The organism is Streptomyces sp. iso_384 (genome assembly GCF_056172905.1).
The window spans coordinates 7584769-7604652 of the sequence record NZ_JBWBTT010000001.1 but is presented as its reverse complement, the minus strand read 5'-3'; the positions used below and the strand labels follow the sequence as shown (position 1 = coordinate 7604652).

The window sequence follows — 19884 nt, the reverse complement described above, 5'->3', positions numbered from 1 at the left end:
GGGCTGAGGGCTTCGAAGGGCTCTCAGCCGTCGAGGAGTTGCCGGAGCTCGTCCTCGTGCAGGCGCTGGTCAGGGTCGGCGGTTTCTCCGTTGAAGCGCACGCCTTCCCCGATCAGGACGGTTGCGGCAGTGTCCGTGCGCGAGGGGTCGGGCCATTGGAAGCCGGGGCTGACCTTCCCCGCGGCCGTGAGGACGCGCCAGGGGTTGGGGCATCGACCGCAGGTGCCGAGGTGCTGACCTATGGGGACAGCATGGCTCCCGACCACCGCCGCCAGGTCGCCGTAGGTGGTCCACCGCCCAGCCGGGACACCGCTCAGCAGAGTGTGCAGCCCGGTCCAGTCCTTGCGAGTGCCGCTGAGCTGCCTGGCCAGACCGGTCAGGTCGGACCCTGCCAGCGTGGCCCATTCCCCAGGGTCGACGCCGTCGGGCACGTAGGTGGTGTCCACGTCCCACCACGTCGTTCCCTGCACGACGTCCAGGATCCGACCGGTCACGCTCGTGAAGATGTGCTTGGCCAGCCCGGTAGGGGAGTACGAATCTCCGTCCGCGTTCCAGACCAGTGGCTTCTCGGTGTCATTGGTCCAGGTGACAGCCCCCCGGTCGGCGTCCTGCGCCACCCAGGACCGGATCTCGGCGCGGATGGCCTCCGTCACACCGTGACGTGGTGTCATCAGCAGCCTCGTCCCGTCGGGCAGCAGGCCCGCACCGACGAGCACGTGGACGGCGTTGCGTGAACGCGAGCGTTCCTGCAGCTTCTTGGCCGCCGCCTCGCCTTCGACCCGGGCCGGGGTGAGCGTGAACTCCTCGACCTCCGGGGTCGGGTAGACCTTGGTGAACCCGGCGACGAGGTGTCCTTCCACCCGCCACAGGCCGACCTGGACGAGGTCGATGTCGATGCCCATCTCCGACAGCCAGACCACGGAGTGGGTGACCTGCTTGGGGAAGTCGGCGGCGATGATCACCTGCCGGGGTCGCTGGAGCAACGCTGGGCTCCACTCGCCGTCCACGTGGTCGAGCAGCCGCTGCTTGCACGCGTCGATGTCGAGGGTTTGCCCCCTGCGGGACAGGAAGTCACGGTGCGCCTGGGTGAGGGTGTCGAGGTCGAAGCGGGACACCAGGGCGGCGTAGGTGATCGCCTGGAGGTGTACGTCCCGATCGGCCGTCCCCCGCTTCAGCTCGACCACGACGAGGCGTCCGGTCGCGTCCAGCCCCAGCACATCCAGCCGGTCGCGGGCCGGCACTCCGTCGGTGTCGGCCCACCGGCCGTACTCCGCGGTGATCACGAGCACCGACTCCCCGAGTACCTGGGGATGGGCGATCACCCACTCCTGGAGGTGCTGCCGCTCCAGCAGGCTCTCGGCGGCGAGCCCGGTGCGCGATATCGGCGTGGCCGTCCGCCCGTCGACGGTGAAGAGATGATCCACGGTGCCCCCTCGTGCGCCCGGCGCGGTGCGTCGGACGCCCAGAGCGTACGCGGACGGGACCGCCCCCGGGAGCTGTCTCGCCGAATCATCGAAACGCCGAACCACTTCGGGAGCCGACGGGAGCCGGGTTCCGAGATCGGCTCCCGAGACGCCCCCGGAAACCGCTCAGGGGCCTGATCCACTAAGTGGATCAGGCCCCTGACCTGGTCTTACGGCTGTCGGGGTGGCGGGATTTGAACCCACGACCTCTTCGTCCCGAACGAGGTTCGATCAAGAACGACACCGAGCAGTTTAATGTTTTGCCTGCTCAGGAGGTTGGATTGGAATGGTCTCGGGCTGTCTGGAAGAGGCTTCGGGAGCGGGCTGGCTCCCAGATGGCTCCCAGCGGGCAGCGTCTGTTGTCGTGCTTGCGCATCAGGTCGGTGACCAGCGCTTGATCGCGAGCAGCGTCGGAGCACCCGGACGGATCCCGCAGGATCTGGCGCTTCTGGAGCCGTGTGTTCCGTTCTGCTTCCCGGAGCGCGAACACGCGCTCGACTCTGCCGTACAGTCCCGGCCGCGCGGGAAGATCTCCAGCGGGATGACAGGGAGATTGCTGAACGACTCTCGGCAGACCACCTAGTGTTCTGAGTCAGGAATTCTGTTCAGATAACTGGCGAGGCGTTCGAGGATCTCGTCTGCTGTCTTGGTCCAGACGTAGGGCTTGGGATCGGTGTCGGCGGCGATCCAGTTGCGGATGTCCTTCTCGAGGGCCTGGACAGACTTGTGGACGCCTCGCCGTATCTGTTTGTTGGTCAGCTCGGCAAACCATCGCTCGACGAGGTTCAGCCACGACGAGCCGGTCGGTGTGAAGTGCAGGTGGAACCGGGAGTGGGCCAACAACCACCTCTTGATGGTGGGCGTCTTGTGGGTGGCGTAGTTGTCGCAGATGAGGTGCACTTCGAGGCCGGCAGGCACCTCTTTGTCGAGCTTGATCAGGAACTTCTTGAACTCCTCGGCACGGTGTCTGCGGTGCAGCGAGCCGATCACTTTGCCGGTGGCGACCTCGAGGGCGGCAAACAGGGTGGTGGTGCCGGCCCGGACGTAGTCGTGGGTGGCCCGCTCGGGGACCCCGGGCATCATCGGCAGCACCGGCTGGGACCTGTCCAGGGCCTGGATCTGCGATTTCTCGTCGACGCAGAACACCAGGGCACGCTCGGGCGGATCCAGGTAGAGACCGACGACGTCGTGGACCTTGTCGACGAAGTACGGATCAGTGGACAGCTTGAAGGTCTCCGACCGGTGCGGCTGAAGGCCGAATGCCCGCCAGATCCGTGACACCGACGACTGCGAGAGGCCCAACTCTTTAGCCATCGACCGCGTCGACCAATGCGTTGCGTTCTTCGGTGTGGATTGCAGCGTCTTGGTGACCACATCGGCGACCTGCTCGTCCGTCACGGTCCTGGGCCCGCCCGGACGTGGCATGTCACCCAGACCGGCGATCCGGTACTGCACGAACCGGGCCCGCCAGCGCCCCACCGCATGAGGTGTGGAACCGAGTTGAGCAGCCACATCCTTGTTCGAGACACCCTCCGCGCAGGCCAGGATGATCCGACACCGCAGAGCCCACGCCTGCGGCGTGGAACGTCGCCGCACCCACCCTTCGAGTGCAGCCCGTTCCTCGTCCGACAGTGTCAACTCGGCCTTCGGCCGCCCCGTCCGCGCCATGGAACAAGCCTACATCTGAACAGAATTCCTGACTCAGAACACTAGAAGTCATGGTCCGGCAGCCTCCCCAACTCAAAAGAGCCCATGCCAGATTCGCCCGTGAATGCCGCCGCCGACCTCGATTCTCCGGCTACTCCAGCACGGAGAGGAGTCCGCCCCACTTGCCCATATCTGGGGCGGGGAGCCCCCAGACAAGGTACGGGCACCCGTCGCCGCCGCACGTGCCCCCGAGGAGAGGTTGGACTCCGGCGGCAAGGAGCTCGGCCGCCAAGCCCTGGGGCGGGAGCAGGGCCATAGGGGGCCCGGCGAGCTCCGCACGTTCCAAGACAAGCCGGTCACGGGTGAGGAAAACGTGAGCGCCAACGGCCTGAGCCTCAAGTACCAAGTCGCGGTCAGCGCCATCAGGAAGGCCGGTCACTTCACCGACGGGAGTGGGCGACGGTCCGTGCGACGGCGCAGGCACAGACCAGTTTCCCACCTGGAATGCCAAGCTGTCCGCTAACGCGTTGATCGATGGAAGCCTGTGTTCCAGGAAGCGCTCGGTGACCTTCTTGGCGTCGGTCTTTGAGCGGGGGGTTACCACGAATCGAATGTCGCGCAACAGCCACAGGTTGAGAAGGTCCGCGAGGCCGTACAGCTCGTTTGTGTAGGCGATGTCCGCCGCAACTCGATCGGGCAGCGACTCGTCGTTCATGAGCGCGGCCCCATGCTGCTGAAGGTCGATCAGGACGTTCGAGTCGACGGCGACGACCAACGGACCGTGGTAGCCGGGTGGCAGCAGACCCGGGAGGACGTGATGGCAGAAGCCCAGCCCTCCATCCTCGGTGACTTCGTGGAGCACCTTCGCAGACTACGCCGGTGCGGGAAAGTGATGTAGACCAGCCGAGGCACCGACCTTGCTGGCCAGGCTCAACTACCATCCTGCGTAGGTGGGGATTTGGCCCGGGGGATGAGAACAGAGCTACTTACGAGACGTCCAGAGGAACGTCTCGGTTCTCAGCTCCACGGATCGCTCGGACACCAGGCGTCGGCAAGGGGTTGCAACGGGAGCAGGGCTGGAACTGGGCATGAAATACGACATCGCAGCCCCTGAACCTGCAGGCATGGTCGCCTCGCTCAGCTCTCTCGGCTATTCACTACCCGCCGCCATCGCGGATCTCGTGGACAACAGCATCTCCGCGAAGGCAGCCAACATCGACATCGAGTTCACATGGGCTGGACAGGACTCGTGGATCGCTGTCGTCGACAACGGCGAAGGGATGAGCGCGGACGATCTCGTGACCGCCATGACCGTGGCTGCGCGCGGTCCCGCCACACCGCGTACCGCCACGGACCTGGGGCGCTTCGGCGTCGGACTCAAGTCCGCGTCGTTCTCCCAGGCCCGTCAGCTCACCGTCGCGACCGCTGTCTCCGGAGAGTGGCACGTACGTACGTGGGATCTCGACGTCGTTGAGAAGTTCGGTGAGTGGAGGCTGCTGCACGGCGCGGACGAGGCGACGGCGGACCTGCTCGACAGGATCCGCGGTAGGGCTGATCATGGCACGGTCGTTTTGTGGCGGCGGCTAAACGGATACCACGTCGACGGCGTGACCGAGGACGACGAGCGGACCCAGAAGCAGTTCTACGCAGAGGCCGCCCGCGCGGAGTCGCACTTGGGCATGGTCTTCGCCCGGTTCCTGACGGGCAGTCGTCGCCGTACCATGCGTGTCTCCGGTAGCCCAGTCGAGCCCTGGGACCCCTTCCTCTCCGGTCACCCTTCTGTTCAGCCCCTCCCTGTGGAGCAACTTCCGCTCGGCACCGGCTTCGTACGAGTGGAGGCGTTCGTCCTCCCCAGCGCGCAGCGGCTCACGCCTGCCGAGTACGACAAGGCCAGCGGCCCACGCGGTTGGCTCGACCAGCAGGGGTTCTACGTGTACCGGCGGGACCGTCTGATCCTGGCCGGCGACTGGCTTGGCCAGCGCGGTGTACGCCGCGAGGAGAAGTACAACCTGGCACGGATCGCCGTGGACATCCCCGCCGGGACGGACGTCGAGTGGGGCGTCGACGTCCGCAAGTCCAGCGTTGTGCCGCCCGTCGGCCTGCGTCCCCACCTCCGCCGGATCGCTCTGCAGGCTCGGAGGAGGGCCGCCGACGTGCTGCGCCACCGCGGGCAGATCGCGGCGCGAACGCACGGTGACCCACTCCTCTACGCGTGGAACGTCCGCCGTGCGAGTGACCAGGTCACCTGCAGGATCAACCGTGGTCACCCCTTGGTGAGGGCGGCGCTACGCCCCGGCGGCGCCAGTACAGACGACGTGCGAGCCCTCATCCGCCTGTTGGAGGAGACCGTGCCGGTTACGGCCCTCCGTGTGATGCATGAGACGGACACCAGTGACGACCCCGAGCCCTTTGGCGGTCCGGGACCTGCCGACGCCGGCGCGACGGAGGTCGCACAACGGATCTACGAGGCGATGGTCACCGACGGTCGTTCGCCCGCAGCTGCCCGGGAGCGACTCCGGACCATGCCCCCCTTCGATCAAATGCAGGGCTTCTGGAGTGGGTGATCCCGTTGTCAGTAGTCGCCCCTACCCTGCCCGATACCGTCCCCGTTCAGCTGGAGGTCAGCTGTGAGTTCCACCCCTGAGGACTCTTTCGAGTCCCTTGCCAAAGCCAGGCGCCTGGTTCTCGCACTGCTGTCCCAGGACCGTCAGCCGACTCAGGAAGAGGTGCAGAACGCCGTCACCGTCATCTTCGGGATGTTGGCCGGCCAAGGGGAGGTTGTCGAGCGAGACCAGCTGGCCAAGGAGATCGAGGCCATAACCGCCGTTTTCCAGGAGGGCTCCTCCGGTCTGGAGAGCGACAGGGGCCACGAGCCGTGGCTGCCGGAGGCGAAGAACGACCGCGAATGGGACTTCTGGGAGCGCTACCGTCGCTACCTCGAGGACGTCCGTAGCCTGCCCCCGGTAGTCGTGCGTCGGCTGGACCAGAGCACGGACGAGGTCCTGAGCCAGCTGGAGGACCCGCGCCGCATCGGCTCCTGGCGCCGTACCGGCCTTGTGATCGGTCAGGTTCAGTCGGGCAAGACAGGGCAGTACATCGGGCTCGCCGCGAAGGCCGTGGACGCGGGATACCAGTTCGTGGTGGTCTTGGCCGGAATCCACAACGACCTCCGCAGCCAGACGCAGCTGCGTGTCGACGAGGGCCTCCTGGGTTTCGACACACAGCACCAGCAGCGGTCCAACCAGAACGGGAAGTCCCGTCTCATGGGTGCTGGGCGGATGCCCGGCGCCAAGAGGCTCGACATCGCGTCGCCCACTAACAGTTCCGAGAAGGGCGACTTCGGTCGTCAGGCGGCCAACGCGGTCAACTTCCCCCTCGGCCGGTTCCCGGTCGTCCTCGTCGTGAAGAAGCACTGGAAGATCCTCGAGTACCTCCGTACGTGGGTGACGGAGGTACAAGGCGCCGAGGATGAGACCGGCCGCAAGGTCGTGCGCGACATCCCGCTCTTCGTCATCGACGACGAGGCCGACAACGCCTCCATCAACACCAAGCGGGACCCTGACGCGGATCCGACGAAGACCAACGCCGCGATCCGAGACCTCATGCAGAGTTTCGAGAAGTCGGCCTACGTCGGGTACACCGCGACGCCGTACGCCAACATCTACATCGATCCCGATGTGGACCACGCCGCCCTCGGCGCCGACCTCTTCCCCGACAGCTTCATCCGGACGCTGCCCTCACCGTCCAACTACCTGGGCCCAGAGCGGGTCTTCGGACTCCAGGTCGACAACGACGACGAGGACGACGTGCCCCCGTTGCCGCTCGTGCGTCCCGTGGACGACGCCGAGAGCTGGGTTCCGAGCAAGCACAAGTCCGCCTTCGTCCCGTCCGACGACCTACCCCAGTCTCTGCGTGAGGCGATCGCCTCGTTCGTGCTCTCGTGTGCCGCTCGCAGGGCGCGGGGGCAGACGAAGGTGCACAACTCCATGCTGGTGCATGTCACCCGCTTCACCGCGGTCCAGGGGATCGTTCGTGACCAAGTGGCCGACCATCTGGGCCTTCTCGTGGACTCGCTCCGTGACCGGTACGGACAGGCACCGGAGCGGATGACAGAGCTCCAAGCCCTGTGGGAGCGCGACTTCGTCCCCACCACGGACCACTTCCCCGCGGACGAGGCCGAGCCATTGACCTGGGAGGAGGTGGCCCCACAGGTCATGCCGGCCCTGCGCAAGATCGTGGTCAAGACGGTGAACGGCGCCTCACGTGACGCGCTCGACTACTACGAGCACCGTAGGACCGGTCTCTCCGTCATCGCCATCGGAGGTCAGAAACTCTCCCGAGGACTCACCCTGGAAGGGCTGACCGTCAGCTACTACCTGCGTACGTCCAACACCTACGACACCCTGCTGCAGATGGGCCGGTGGTTCGGATTCCGCCCGGGGTACGAGGACCTGTGCCGTCTCTACACGACGTCCGACCTCCGGGCCAAGTACGTCGAGGTGACCGCCGCGACCGACGAACTTCGCCGTGAGGTGGAGGAAATGGCCGCGCTCAACCTCACCCCAAGGAACTTCGGGCTGAAGGTACGTGCCTCCTCGCTCGGCCTCGCGATCACAGCCACCAACAAGATGCGCCAGGGTACGAAGGTCATGCTCAGTTACTCCGGCGAGGGTCCGGAGACCGTGATCTTCAACCTTGCTCAGAAGACCGTTGACCAAAACCTCAAGGCACTTGAGGACTTCGTCCAGCGGCTCGACGGCGTCGCGGCGGCCGAGTCGAAGGTTCCGGGCGGCAATGTCGCGTGGAAGTCGGTGCCTTCCGAGGTGATCGCCGACTTCCTCTCCAGCTACGAGACCGACCGCATGGCGCAGCGCGTCCGTCCCAGGTTCATCGCGAAGTACATCGACCAGTGCGTGGCGGTGGGCGAACTGCCTGAGTGGACGGTGCACCTGGTCGGCAAGTCCGCGGCACAGGATCCGCAGAACGTCGCCGGACACACCATCGGGCCGGTGACCCGCGCGGCGATCAATCCCGGCTTCAGGACGGAGGGGCGCTACACGATCCGCCGGGTGCTCAGCCCGCCTGACGAGTACCTCGACCTCGAACCGGCACAGGTGAAGGCCGCTCTCGACGCCACGCAGATGGCCGCGACGATGAAGAAGAAGGAGAAGGTTCCCCAGACCCCCTCGGGCGAGCACCTGCGCTGGCAGAGGAGGCGCGACCAGGCCCTGCTGCTGATCTACCTGATCGAGCGGCCGGCGGCCTCTCCGGACGGTGAGGCAGAGCCGCCTCTGGTGGGCTTCAAGGTGAGCTTCCCCCGCTCCGAGCATCAGTCCGACACGGAGTACGTCGTGAACACCATCTGGCAGCAGGAGGGCCTCGACGCCTTCGACGACGAGGAGGGCGGGGAGTGACCGTCACCGAGGCCGAGTGGCGTGGCCTGGAGACCCCCCAGAGCACGCCCGGTAGGTCCTGGCTTCGGCTACACCCGAACGCTCCTCTGGACGTCTTCCTGTCCGTCACCCACCCTGGTCGCCAACGCATGTTGGTCCTCAGGGCCGACGCCCGCTCCGCGGACCACATCGTGCGCTCGGTGGGGCGGCTGCCGCGTGCGGCCGGACTGGAGATGAACCTGAGCGCGGTGTCGCGGCTCGAGTACGAACTCCAGGTGGTCCTGACCGCGAACGAACTGCGTGAGGTTTTCAACCCGCTCGTCACCGACGTTGCCGACACCGTCAGGGACGCCCCCGAGGCCGCTGCCGCCCTGACCGCCGCCGTGGACAGGTTCGAGCGGTGGCAGGACCTCCTTCGCTCCGTAAGTAGGGACGGCCTGGCTCCCGAGGCGCGCCGCGGCCTCGTGGGCGAGCTCCTCGTACTCCGAGAGCACGTCCTGCCCGCCGTCGACCCGGCTGATGCCGTGGAGGCGTGGACTGGTCCGAGCGGAGCCAACCAGGACTTCCAGCTATCCGAGGTGGCGATCGAGGCGAAGGCCAGCACCGTCAGGCGTCCGCGTAGCATCCGTATCGCCAGCGAGCGGCAGCTGGACGGCACCGGCACGCCCGCGCTGCTGCTGGCACTGGCGATGCTCGACGAGCGGCGTGGTGGATCGGGCGAGAGTCTGAACCGGCTGGTCGAACGCATACGCGAGCGGCTCACCAGCTCCGCTGACCGGGCTCAGTTCGATGGGCGTCTCGTCCAAGCCGGATACCTTCCCGGACAACGAGACATGTACGACGAGCCCCGCTACACCCTTCGCGACCTGCACTTCTGGCATGTACGGGGGGATTTTCCCAGAATTGTTGAATCGGATCTCGCCGCAGGTGTCGGCGACTGCACTTACCACGTGAGCACCTCGGGGCTGGATCAGTACCGCGCCACGGCCGACGAGGTGACCGAACTGATCGGGGGCTTGCATGCCTGAGCTCGACCTGTCCGAGTACTCCCGCGATCTCGTGGCAGATGTCCAGGCGACCGCCGACGCTGAGGGAACCAACCCCCCGGAGGCGTTCACCCGACGGGTCTTCGAAGACCTGGAGCAGGCAGGCATCGCTTCCAACACCTTCACCGCTTACCACAAGGCGCAAGGGCATCTGGTCCACGGATATGGCATCGGGGAGTCCGGGGAGTGCCTCGACCTGTTCGTCACGGACTTCACCCTGGGCCCCTTGGAGTCCAAGCTCACGAAGAGCCAGACCGAGACGGCCTTCAAGCGGTTGCTGACGTTCGTAAAACGGTGCCGGGACGGGCTGCGTCAGCACATCGACGAGTCGTTCGACGTCTACGACATGTGCGCGGCGGTCGAGAAGGCCCTCACCGAGGTACAGAGGATCCGGCTCTTCCTCCTCAGCAACCGTGTCGGCACCAGCACCGTGGTTTCGCCCACCGACTTCGACGGTCTCCCCGTGACCCACGAGGTGTGGGACCTGGCGCGGCTGCACCGCCATGCGACGTCCGGCAGCATCAGCGAGCCCATCGTGGTCTCCTTCGAACCTCCGCTGCCGTGCGTCTCCGCGCCCAGCAGCGAGTCGGACCACTCGGTGGCCATGGCGGTCATCCCGGGGCGGAGACTGGCCGAGCTGTACGGGGAGTACGGCACCCGACTCCTCGAACTCAACGTCCGCTCGTTCCTGCAGGCCCGTGGCTCGGTGAACCGGGGAATCAGGGAGACGCTCCTGAGTGCGCCCGGCAGGTTCCTGGCGTACAACAACGGAATCACGGCGACCGCCTCGCAGGTCGATTTCGTGCACGGCCCGGACGGACAGCCGACAGGCATTTCCCGTGTTCACGGACTCCAAGTGGTGAACGGTGGCCAGACGACGGCGTCACTGCACTACGCGCAGAGCCGCGACAAGGCGGATCTCTCGCATGTGTCGGTTCAGATGAAACTGACGGAGGTGTCCCCCGAGCGGCTCGCGGAGATCGTCCCGATGATCTCCGAGTACTCGAACACACAGAACCGGGTGACGCTGGTCGACTTCAGTTCGAACCACGAGTACCACGTGGCCGTCCAGCGGATCACGCGATCCCTTTGGGCGTCGGCGACCGACGGGAGCGGTCAGGAGACTCACTGGTTTTACGAGCGTGCACGCGGCCAGTACACCGACGAGGTGGCCAAGGCCCGGACCCCTGCGAAGCAGCGCACCTTCAAGAAGCTCAACCCTACGAGGCAGAAGTTCACGAAGGCGGACCTCGCCAAGTACGTCAACTCTTGGAACCACCTTCCGTTCCAGGTCAGTCGTGGAGCGCAGAAGAATTTTGCGGCGTTCATGGTCCGCATCGACGAGGCGCCCCCTCACGTCGACGTGCAGTACTGCCAACGCGTGATCGGGATGGCTGTTCTGTTCAAAGCGGTCGACCGCATCGCGGCGACCCACGAGGCAGGCAGTTACAAGAGCATGATCACGACCTACACGGTGGCACGCCTGTCCCTCGCCACGGACCGGCGCATCGACCTCGACCGGATCTGGCGTGAACAGCGGATCTCGCCGGCTCTCGAAGACGCGATCGACGATCTGTGTCCCCGGGTCATGTCGGTGGTGACCAATCCACGCGAAGGTAACCACGTCGGCGAATGGGCCAAGAAGCCCAGCTGTTGGGACGCGGTCTCCAGGGTTCGCTGGACCGTCCCCCGCGACCTGCAGTCGGAGCTCCGCGAGCATCCCTTGGACGAGGGGGCGCTGGCGGGCGGCACCGAGGGAGACGAGAGGGCCAGGGATGAGGTGACGATGGTCCCCGCGGACGAGTGGTACGCGCTCGAGCAGTGGGCCAAGGAGACCCACAACCTCGTACCCGCACAGCGTCAGCTGGCCCAGTACGTCGGAAGGCGTCTCGAACTCGACCAAGAGGTCCCCGAGCCGCAGGCGGTGCAGGCCCTGCACGCTCGCAACGAGGCCCTGTCCCTCGGGTTCACCCCCGGGGCGTAGACGACACCCCACCGACGGTCAGAGCTGCCCCCGCTCGATCAGGTCCCTCATCGCGTCCTCGGCGCGGCAGAGCACGATCCGTCCGTCTCCGTCACTGAACGCGATGAGCGCGGCCTCCGGCGCGATGCCCGCCTCCGCGAGCAGGCTCATGGGGAGTTCGACCCGGCCCTGGCTGTCGATCCGGAGTTCAGATGGTTCCCTAAGCATGGGAAGAGTGTGGCACCCCTCCCTTCGCCCAGATTGGCCGACGGCGGGACATCGAACATGGCAACGGGAGACGACACGGCGGGCACCGGTTGGGTCAGTACCGAGAAGAGCGGTCACCTGCGCGGGCGGCGCGTACGTGACACCGCTCCGGAGGTCGCTCTGCGCTGCGCTGTGCATCGGCTCGGGCTGAGGTTCCGACTTCAGCGCCGGGTGGCGGCCCGCTGCAGAGCGGACTTCGTCCTGCCCAGGTACCGCGTCGCCGTCTTCGTCGACGGGTGCTTCTGGCACGGCTGCCCTGTACACGGGCCCAAGGACTTCCGAGGCCCGAACGCCTCGCTGTGGAGGGAGAAGATCGAGATCAACAGAGGGCGGGACCGCCGCAACACAATGGCGGCCGAGTCAGAGGAGTGGACCGTCGTCCGCGTCTGGGAGTGCGAGATCCGCACCGATGTCGAGCAGGCCGCGCGCAGGGTGTACACAGCTTGCATCGGGCAGTCCTCCTGAACGCCCTCTTCCAGCGTGCCCCCTACGCCGAAGGGCGCTTCCTATCTCCGCGTTCCTTGACCTCTGATGCCCTGTTGCCGTTCGTGGTCACTGAGACGTCTGAGGCATCGGACTTCCGCTTGCAGTGTTTACTCAGCGGGCATTCGGCGCACATCGGTTCACGCGCGCTGCAGACGGTGCTGCTGATGAGACGCAACGCAGCCATGCGGAGCGGCGCATCCTCGCCGCCGGCGCCCACGAGCCTCACCAGGTTGACCCGGCCGTCACTGAGTCTGTTCGTACGGTCCGCGTCGCTGTCGTTCAGACGCGCGGCAACCCGCAGCGCCCCTTGGCCCACCCAGAGGAGGTCCTCGCCCACCAGCAGGCGATAGAGAGATGCTTCCGCCGGCTTGAGAGCGAGGCGCTTGGGAATCTCAAGACGCCTGCTCTCCTGCCAGGCAGCTGTGTCATCGACGAGGGGAGCAAGCCGTTCCAGTCGTGTCCTGACCTTCTCGGAGGGGGCTGCTTCCAAGAGATTATGGAACGCCTTGGACGTGAGGGTCTTGCGCCATCTCACGTCCTTCAGGATCTCGTCCAGTTGGGCTGCCGACGGTTTGGCGCCGGAGAGAAGCGCAATCACGGCCGCCGAGAGCTGTGACATCTGCTCGCCGGGGAGGTGGCACCAGTCGTCGCCGTTCCGCCTCTCCCGGGCCCAGGCCACTAGCTCCTCTCTGACCTGCCGCCAATGCGGCTGTAGTCCTCCGAGCTGGGCCTGTACGCCTTCCACGGGTGCCAGTGCTTCGGCTGCCGCCTTGCCCAACAGTGGTGGTACCGCGTTCCCGATCTGCCGAAAGGCGTCGCTACGGGTGCCGGCGAACCGGAACCAGTCTGGGAAGGTCTGCACCCTGGCCGCCTCACGCACAGTGAGTGTTCGGGGTTCGTCCGGATGGATGTACCAGTAGCCGTCCTTGGCGATATGCGCAGTGATGGAACGGCTGCGCTCGCCCCAGGCCAGCTTCTTGTACTTGTCCGTGAAGTTCTCGGCACTGTAGCGACGGAACTCCTCCGGAATATCCGAGTACAGGGTCTTGGAGTCCATGTGCTCGGAGAAGATCTTCCAGTCGTCGTCTCGGACCCGGCGCGTCATGTGGTCCCAGACAAGCCCCTCCGGGGCGCCCTTACGCATCATCTCCACGAAGGCTGAGGGAGCCTCTGGCATGCGGTAGGCCATCTCTCGTTCGCCGACGCGTTTCCTGGGCTGCGGATCGAGGCCGGGAAGGTCACCGATCGCCTCACGGAGGTTGGTGAAGCCGTCCTGCTTCGGCTGCCAGTCGAAGCGCTCGACGTCGTTCCTCGCGAGCAGGATCAGGCGCTTCCGGTGCTGGGGAACACCGTAGTGCCAGGCGTCGACAAGGCGGACCTGCGTGGCGTACCCAAGATCCTCCAGGTGCTGCTCGATTGTGCGCACCACGAAGAAGTCGTCTCCAAGCCCCATGTCTGGCACGTTCTCCATGAGGATGGCCCGGGGCCTGACACGCGTGACAACGTCCACGTAGGCGCGCCACAGTTCCTTGCGAAGATCCTCCGGGTCCCGCTTGTGGTTCGTCACAAGATCCCGGATCTTGCTGCGTCCGGCGCGGCTGAAGGGCTGGCAGGGAGGCCCGCCCGCGATCAGGTCGATGTCAGCAGTCTTCAGGAGCTCAACCAAGTGGTCACGCTCGTCAGGGTTACCGAGGTCCATGTGGAGACTCATGCCGGGAAAGTTCGCCGCATGGGTCTCCAGAGCGCGCTCGTCGAAGTCGACGGCAGCCGCGACCGTCCAACCCGCCTGCTTCACGCCGTAGCTCAGACCACCGGCTCCGGAGAATAGGTCGACGGCGAGCCGCTGGCCCTTACCGTGGGTCTTCAGCCATTTCCGGAAGTCCTCCGGAGAGCAGCTCTCCGCGTGCCGTTCGAGCGGAAGGTAGTCGCTCCGCTCCAGGGGTACGCCGTACTTCCCCTTCTCCACAGCACAACCTCCAACAGGCACGAGACGAACGAGCACCAGGAGATCACGGACACGCTCGCGGAAGCAACAGCTTCGACGAGGTCGAGCCACCCGAACACCCGGCATCCACCTGGCTTGATTCACCAGTGGGCTTCATGATCGGTGAGGTCCGCACTCTGTGTCTTCGAGGTGATGTTCCTGGGACACCCCTCGAAATGATCGATCGTACGGGATGCCACCGACAGCTCGATCACGGGCCTTGCGGACAAACGCCCCGTTCCACCCCCTACGCCTCAACGGGGCGGCTCACCAGAAGGAACATCCGAGTGACCTTCTTCCTGGTCGGCACCACTCAGGGGCGGTATTCGGCCACTTCCGAGCAACGGGCCCTCGGTCGCACGGCCGCACATGAGCGGTCATCCGCAACGTCGATACAATCTACCTCTCTGGCTGCGCTGAGGCTGGACCGTGACGGACCGAAAGTGAGGCCCAGTTGGATTCGGAGGGTACGGAAGCGTATCTCCGGCCGCGCGCGCGGCTGATGAGCACCTTGGGTGAGGAGCTGATCAGCAACGAGCGGGTGGCACTCACCGAACTTGTGAAGAACTCCTACGACGCCGATGCCAGCCTCGTGCTGATCCGCTTCAACCCGCCGCTCGTGGAGGGGCAGGGCTCGATCGAAGTATGGGACGACGGGCACGGCATGTCCCCGGACACAGTGCGTGGCACCTGGATGGAGATCGCTACTCCGCATAGGCACCGGAACCGCCGCAGCGAGTCGGGTGTGCGGCGTGTGCTCGGGGCCAAGGGCATCGGTCGGTTCGCAGCCGCCCGCTTGGCCAACGTCACCACCATCACGACGCGACGGGTCAGCGACCCAGAAGTCACCCTCCGTATCAACTGGGGAAATTTCACGCAGGGTGACGCCTACCTGGACGAGGTTCCGGTCACTTGGTCCACAGCCTCGCCGTCCGTCTTCGCGGTGGGTGGCGAGGCGGCGCGGAACTTCGCTGACGTGGTCACGGGGTTCCAGACCGCATCGATCGACGCGTCGGTTGGCCACGGAACCGTAGTCCGACTTGAGAAGCTGCGGATGCCTTGGGGGCCTGACGCCGTTGAGGCCCTCAAGCGCTCCCTGTCACGGCTCCTGCCTCCGCCGCCTCCCGCTGAGTTGTCGGTGCCGGACCAGCCTGAGTTTGCCATCTACATAGACACCCCTGATGGTCCACTTCGTCACCACCATGGCTTTGTCGCCGCGAGCGAAACGCTGGCCCACCCGCTCTATCGGCTCGTTGGCACAGTGGATGCCGACGGTAATGCCCACTTGGCCATCTACTCCAGCGGGAGCGAACCCGCGGTGGTCGTCGAGGAGAACATCCGGAAGGATTCGGACAGACCGTCCTGCGGACCACTGAAGCTGGACTTTCGCGTATGGGACCTAGAGAAGTCGGCGCTGGACCCGCTCTTCCATATTGATACCGGGTCGAAGAACCTCACCGAGGTGCGGAAACTGATCCGGGACAACAGCGGCGTAGCGCTGTACCGGGACGGGTTCCGAGTCCAGCCTTTTGGCGAACCGGGCTACGACTGGCTTGGATTCGACCAGCGACGCGTCAATAACCCGACCATGCGGCTGTCCAATAACCAGGTTGCCGGATTCGTCTATATCTCGGCGGATGAGAACCCGGGCCTCCAGGACCGGTCGCACCGGGAAGGGCTGATTGATAGTCCGGAGTACGAGGAACTGAAGATGGTGATAGTGCAGGCGATCTCGAAACTCGAGATCCTGCGCTACAAGTTGCGCCGTCCGGAGTCCACCGTGGAAGTGGCCGGCGAACCCCTGGTCAGTCCTCCCGAAGGGCGAGGTCGCGGAGTCTTCCGGAGTTTCAACCTGGATCCTCTTCGGCAAGTCGCCAGCGAGCGGTATCCAGATGATGTCGTCTTGGGGCGAGCCATCGAGGAAGCCACGGAGACGATCAACGAAGGTGTGCGAAAAGTCCAGGAGATCATCTCCCAGTTCTCCCGGCTCGCGACACTAGGAACCCTTGTCGACGTTGTCCTCCACGAGGGTAGGACCGCCCTGGCCCGCATCGCATTCGACCTTCGTCGACTTAGGAAGATCACGGGAAAGGTCGAGGTCCATGACACCGACCTGTCCGACGCGCTCGGGGAACTGCACACGGATTTCACGGCGCAGGAGAGGGCTATCGACCGGCTCTTCACTCGCATCGAACCTCTCAGTGGTCGGCAGCGTGGGCGGCCACGAGAACTCTCGCTTCACCAGAGCATCTCTGCAGCTGTCTCCGTACTGGAATCTGAGATCGCCAAGTACGGTGTGACCGTCACAATCGGCGGAGAGGACGTAACGGTCACGGCCGAGCCGGGTGACATCAGGACACTCGTGCTAAATCTCGTCAATAACGCGGTCTACTGGTTGTCAACGATGCCCAGCGAGGCAGACCGTGAGATTTTGATCGAAACTGAGCGCAAACAAGAGGGCGAAGCCGACGTGGTGGATATCACGGTCAGCGACAGTGGGCCCGGAGTGCGTGTGGAGATCAAAGATCTGATCTTCGACACCTATTTCAGTGACAAGCCGGACGGCATCGGCCTCGGCCTCAGTATCGCAGGCAGCGTCGTGAAGGACTTCTACGATGGTGACCTGTCGCTGGTAAGCCCCGGCGCCCTCTCCGGCGCGAGTTTCCGGGCACGACTGCGAAGGAGAGTTGGGTGACGACGGCGGACGCCGCGTATCGCGTGCTCATCGTTGACGACGACGCCAAGATGACCGAGGACCTTCGTGGGCTCCTCACGGAAGAGCTCGCGGATCTGGGAGTCATCCAGTTCGAAGTCGAGCAGGACTTTGCCACCGCCGAGGAGCGGCTGAACCAAGAAGACTTCGACTTGGTCATCCTCGATGTCCGGGATGTTACTGAAGGTAGCCCGTCCGCAGACGCCGAGGGGCGCGGACGTGAGCTGTACAAGAAGATCGCCAGCGTCAGGTGGGTGCCAGTGGTCTTCTTCACGGGCGTCCCCCAGCAGGTACGCGGCTTGGAGGAGCCTCCCCTCATTCGAGTGGTGACGAAGAATGCTTTGGACGATATCGCCCCTGCGGTCAGGGAGGGGTTGCTCTCAGGAGTGCCGGCGTTGACACGTCGCATCTCCGGTCTCGTGGAGCGCCAGGTCCGCGACTTTATGCGCGACGTGGTTGCTCCGCACTGGACCGAGATGGCAGCTGCCGACCCGAACGAGATCGCTCCTGTCATCGTCAATCGCCTCGCAGCCTGGCTCAAGGAGAACGGTCTCCATGAGCTGAATCGCGTCGTGGAGGGTGACCTCGTCGCAACAGCACGGCGGTCCGAGGCGGCACGGGTCTATCTGATGCCCCCTGTGACCCATCACCTCACGGCGACAGACCTCCTTATCGACCCAGAAGGCGGCTGGTGGCTGGTCCTTACGCCGGCTTGCGACCTCTACGAGGACCGTCCTGAATCAAGGGTTTCGAAGCCTCGTGTGGCGAAGGTCCAGTACGTGCACTTGGCCAAAGCAGACCGGGTGTTCACGGATGAGGGGAACAGCTCCGAGTCCCCGCCCATCATTTCGTGGCAGTCGAGCGCCAAGAGTAATAGGGACAAGGGCCTAGCGCAGCGCGCGTTCAGAGTCGATGACAATCGGTACCGTGCTCTCCCTCGCTATCTGGATGTTCCGGATCTAGTGATCGACTTCGAGAACGTAAGATCCGTCGCGCTCGATGAGGCACGGGGTCGGGGTTGGAAGCGGGTTGCCACCCTCGATAGCCCCTTCTCCGAAGCAATGCTGATTGCATATAGCCGATCCGTCGGCCGTATCGGCACGCCGGACCTCAGCTTCGATGAGGTGCAGATGCGGCTAGGGCTCACGAAGCCGAAATCCGGGAGCTTCCCGGAGCAGCTGTCCTCCGCCCCGCAGAACGGTGCGGTGATCAGCCCCTGAGTTCTGCACTGTTGGTGTCGGCTGTGGTCTGTACCCGTCGCCGACGACGCGACCCGCAGGAAAGTGGGGTGCATTGCGCAGCCGAAGCGGTGGTGCGGCGAACATACCCATCTTTATCGCTCGGCGCTCTGGACGGTCTGGGGCAGGGGTCGGCCGCAGCGGGAGCTGTGGAAGCAGACGTACGAGTAGATGACGAGGGCCGCCGGAAAACGAGGGCGCGGGGATAGTCGGAGTGGTCGGGGGCGGGCGCCCGGCGTCGGTACCCTGGACCACATGTCTACTGCCCCGGTTCGCGTTCGTTTCGCCCCGTCTCCGACCGGCATGTTCCATGTCGGTGGCGCGCGGTCCGCTCTCTACAACTGGGCCGTGGCACGACAGTCCGGCGGTACGTTCGTCCTGCGGATCGAGGACACCGACGCAGCCCGGAACAAGCCGGAGTGGATCGAAGGCATCGTCAGCGCGCTCGCGGCGATCGGCATCCATGGTGAGGACAGTGCCTTCGAGGGGCCGTACTTCCAGTCGCACAACGCGGCCCGGCACAGCGAGGCCGCCCAGCAGCTGTACTCGGCGGGCAAGGCGTACTACTGCGACTGCACCCGGGAGCAGCTGAAGGAGCGCACGGGGTCGGAGCACCTCGGGTACGACGGGTTCTGCCGGGACCGCGGGCTGGCCTTCGAGGAAGGCCGGGCGCTGCGGTTCCAGACACCGGACGAGGGCGAGACCGTCGTGGTCGACCTGATCCGCGGGGAGCCGGCGTTCCCGAACAGCGCGATCGAGGACTTCGTGATCGCCCGTGGTGACGGGTCCCCCGTCTTCCTGATCGCGAACGTGGTCGACGACCTGGACGAGGGCATCACGCAGGTCATCCGCGGCGAGGAGCACCTGTCGAACACGCCGAAGCAGCAGATGCTGTGGGAGGCGCTCGGCGCCGAGCCGCCGGTGTGGGCGCACCTGCCCGTGATCGTGAACGAGAAGCGGCAGAAGCTCTCCAAGCGTCGGGACAAGGTCGCGCTGGAGGACTACCTCGCCGAGGGCTTCCTTCCCGAGGCGATGGTGAACTACCTGATGCTCCTGGGCTGGGGCCCGGGCGGCGACAGGGAGCTCATGCCGTACGAGGAGCTGGAGCAGCTCTTCCGGATCGAGGACGTCAACACCGCCCCGGCGTTCTTCGACGTGAAGAAGCTGACGGCTTTCAACGGCGACTACATCCGTGCTCTGGCACCCGCGCAGTTCGCCGCAGCCTGTGCGCCGTGGCTCGTGGCCCCGTACGCGCCGTGGCAGCCGGAGGCGTTCGACCAGGCTCTCTTCGAGACGGTAGCGCCGCTGGCCCAGACGCGGCTGGCGTTGCTGTCGGAGATCACCAGCTACGTGGACTTCCTGTTCCTCGACGCGCCCGTCGAGGACGAGGCGTCGTGGAACAAGGCCATGAAGGCCGGCGCCGAAAACATCCTGGCCGACGCTCGTGCCGAGTTCGCCACCGTCGCGGGCTGGGAGGCGGACGGTCTGAAGGCCATCACGCTCGCCGTGGGAGAGAAGCACGGGCTGAAGCTGGGCAAGGCCCAGGCGCCCATCCGGGTCGCGGTCACCGGCCGAACGATCGGACTCCCGCTGTTCGAGTCCATGGAGCTGCTCGGCCGGGACCGCGTGCTGGCCCGTCTGGACGCCGCGGCCGAGAAGCTGGCCGCCCAGGCGTAGTCGCTCT

13 protein-coding genes are annotated in these 19884 nt (G+C 65.4%); 8 read left to right on the top strand and 5 right to left on the bottom strand.

Going from position 1 to position 19884, the window contains the following annotated elements; all coding sequences use genetic code 11:
• Positions 1 to 23: 23 nt before the first annotated feature.
• The 3 genes from AC0VY3_RS34405 to AC0VY3_RS34395 all read right to left on the bottom strand — a co-directional run bounded on the left by AC0VY3_RS34405 (position 24) and on the right by AC0VY3_RS34395 (position 3972).
• Positions 24 to 1424, bottom strand: a complete 1401-nt coding sequence (locus tag AC0VY3_RS34405; RefSeq protein WP_475551464.1) for an MGMT family protein — start codon at positions 1422 to 1424, stop codon at positions 24 to 26.
• A gap of 618 nt (positions 1425 to 2042) precedes the next feature.
• A complete protein-coding gene (locus AC0VY3_RS34400; protein ID WP_475551463.1) occupies positions 2043 to 3131 on the bottom strand; it encodes an IS630 family transposase in 1089 nt (362 codons plus the stop codon).
• 130 nt (positions 3132 to 3261) lie between these two features.
• A complete protein-coding gene (locus AC0VY3_RS34395) occupies positions 3262 to 3972 on the bottom strand; it encodes a hypothetical protein (RefSeq protein WP_475551462.1) in 711 nt (236 codons plus the stop codon).
• Between the two features lie 226 nt (positions 3973 to 4198).
• Between AC0VY3_RS34395 and AC0VY3_RS34390 the strand changes: the two genes are divergently transcribed.
• The 4 genes from AC0VY3_RS34390 (at position 4199) to AC0VY3_RS34375 (ending at position 11533) form a co-directional block, all read left to right on the top strand.
• Positions 4199 to 5674: an ATP-binding protein gene (locus AC0VY3_RS34390; RefSeq protein WP_032776858.1), complete on the top strand. Its 1476-nt coding sequence runs from the start codon at positions 4199 to 4201 to the stop codon at positions 5672 to 5674.
• A 63-nt stretch (positions 5675 to 5737) separates the two neighbouring features.
• The gene (locus AC0VY3_RS34385) at positions 5738 to 8524 is read left to right on the top strand and encodes a Z1 domain-containing protein (protein WP_475551461.1); all 2787 of its coding nucleotides are present in this window, start codon (positions 5738 to 5740) and stop codon (positions 8522 to 8524) included.
• On the top strand, positions 8521 to 9531 hold the full coding sequence (locus tag AC0VY3_RS34380) for a PD-(D/E)XK motif protein (RefSeq protein WP_475551460.1): 1011 nt from the start codon (positions 8521 to 8523) through the stop codon (positions 9529 to 9531). Before AC0VY3_RS34385 ends, AC0VY3_RS34380 begins: the two co-directional genes overlap by 4 nt.
• A complete protein-coding gene (locus AC0VY3_RS34375) occupies positions 9524 to 11533 on the top strand; it encodes an AIPR family protein (protein WP_475551459.1) in 2010 nt (669 codons plus the stop codon). Before AC0VY3_RS34380 ends, AC0VY3_RS34375 begins: the two co-directional genes overlap by 8 nt.
• Positions 11534 to 11551: 18 nt before the next feature.
• Here the strand turns inward: AC0VY3_RS34375 and AC0VY3_RS34370 are convergent, their stop codons facing one another.
• Complete coding sequence (locus tag AC0VY3_RS34370; protein ID WP_475551458.1) at positions 11552 to 11740, bottom strand: hypothetical protein; 189 nt, start codon at positions 11738 to 11740, stop codon at positions 11552 to 11554.
• A gap of 57 nt (positions 11741 to 11797) precedes the next feature.
• On the opposite strand from AC0VY3_RS34370, the gene AC0VY3_RS34365 reads away from it, so the two are divergent.
• Positions 11798 to 12244, top strand: a complete 447-nt coding sequence (locus AC0VY3_RS34365) for a very short patch repair endonuclease (RefSeq protein ID WP_475551457.1) — start codon at positions 11798 to 11800, stop codon at positions 12242 to 12244.
• 22 nt (positions 12245 to 12266) lie between these two features.
• On the opposite strand, the gene dcm is transcribed toward AC0VY3_RS34365, so the two are convergent.
• The gene (dcm, locus tag AC0VY3_RS34360) at positions 12267 to 14231 is read right to left on the bottom strand and encodes a DNA (cytosine-5-)-methyltransferase (protein ID WP_050505485.1); all 1965 of its coding nucleotides are present in this window, start codon (positions 14229 to 14231) and stop codon (positions 12267 to 12269) included.
• 520 nt (positions 14232 to 14751) lie between these two features.
• Here dcm and AC0VY3_RS34355 point away from each other — a divergent pair.
• From AC0VY3_RS34355 to gltX, 3 genes are all read left to right on the top strand, one after another.
• Entirely contained in the window at positions 14752 to 16944 is a 2193-nt protein-coding gene (locus AC0VY3_RS34355; RefSeq protein ID WP_475551784.1) for a sensor histidine kinase, read from the top strand.
• A complete protein-coding gene (locus AC0VY3_RS34350) occupies positions 16941 to 18182 on the top strand; it encodes a hypothetical protein (RefSeq protein WP_475551456.1) in 1242 nt (413 codons plus the stop codon). Before AC0VY3_RS34355 ends, AC0VY3_RS34350 begins: the two co-directional genes overlap by 4 nt.
• Before the next feature lie 321 nt (positions 18183 to 18503).
• Positions 18504 to 19877, top strand: coding sequence for a glutamate--tRNA ligase (gene gltX, locus AC0VY3_RS34345; protein WP_475551783.1), 1374 nt, complete (start codon positions 18504 to 18506; stop codon positions 19875 to 19877).
• Positions 19878 to 19884: the final 7 nt, after the last annotated feature.

What these genes read in the sequence shown, in the direction of transcription:
- AC0VY3_RS34400 (WP_475551463.1), bottom strand. Translation starts at nt 3,131, where the DNA reads ATGGCGCGGACGGGGCGGCCGAAGGCCGAGTTGACACTGTCGGACGAG.
- AC0VY3_RS34390 (WP_032776858.1), top strand. Translation starts at nt 4,199, where the DNA reads ATGAAATACGACATCGCAGCCCCTGAACCTGCAGGCATGGTCGCCTCG.
- AC0VY3_RS34375 (WP_475551459.1), top strand. Translation starts at nt 9,524, where the DNA reads ATGCCTGAGCTCGACCTGTCCGAGTACTCCCGCGATCTCGTGGCAGAT.
- AC0VY3_RS34370 (WP_475551458.1), bottom strand. Translation starts at nt 11,740, where the DNA reads ATGCTTAGGGAACCATCTGAACTCCGGATCGACAGCCAGGGCCGGGTC.
- AC0VY3_RS34365 (WP_475551457.1), top strand. Translation starts at nt 11,798, where the DNA reads ATGGCAACGGGAGACGACACGGCGGGCACCGGTTGGGTCAGTACCGAG.
- AC0VY3_RS34355 (WP_475551784.1), top strand. Translation starts at nt 14,752, where the DNA reads ATGAGCACCTTGGGTGAGGAGCTGATCAGCAACGAGCGGGTGGCACTC.
- gltX (WP_475551783.1), top strand. Translation starts at nt 18,504, where the DNA reads ATGTTCCATGTCGGTGGCGCGCGGTCCGCTCTCTACAACTGGGCCGTG.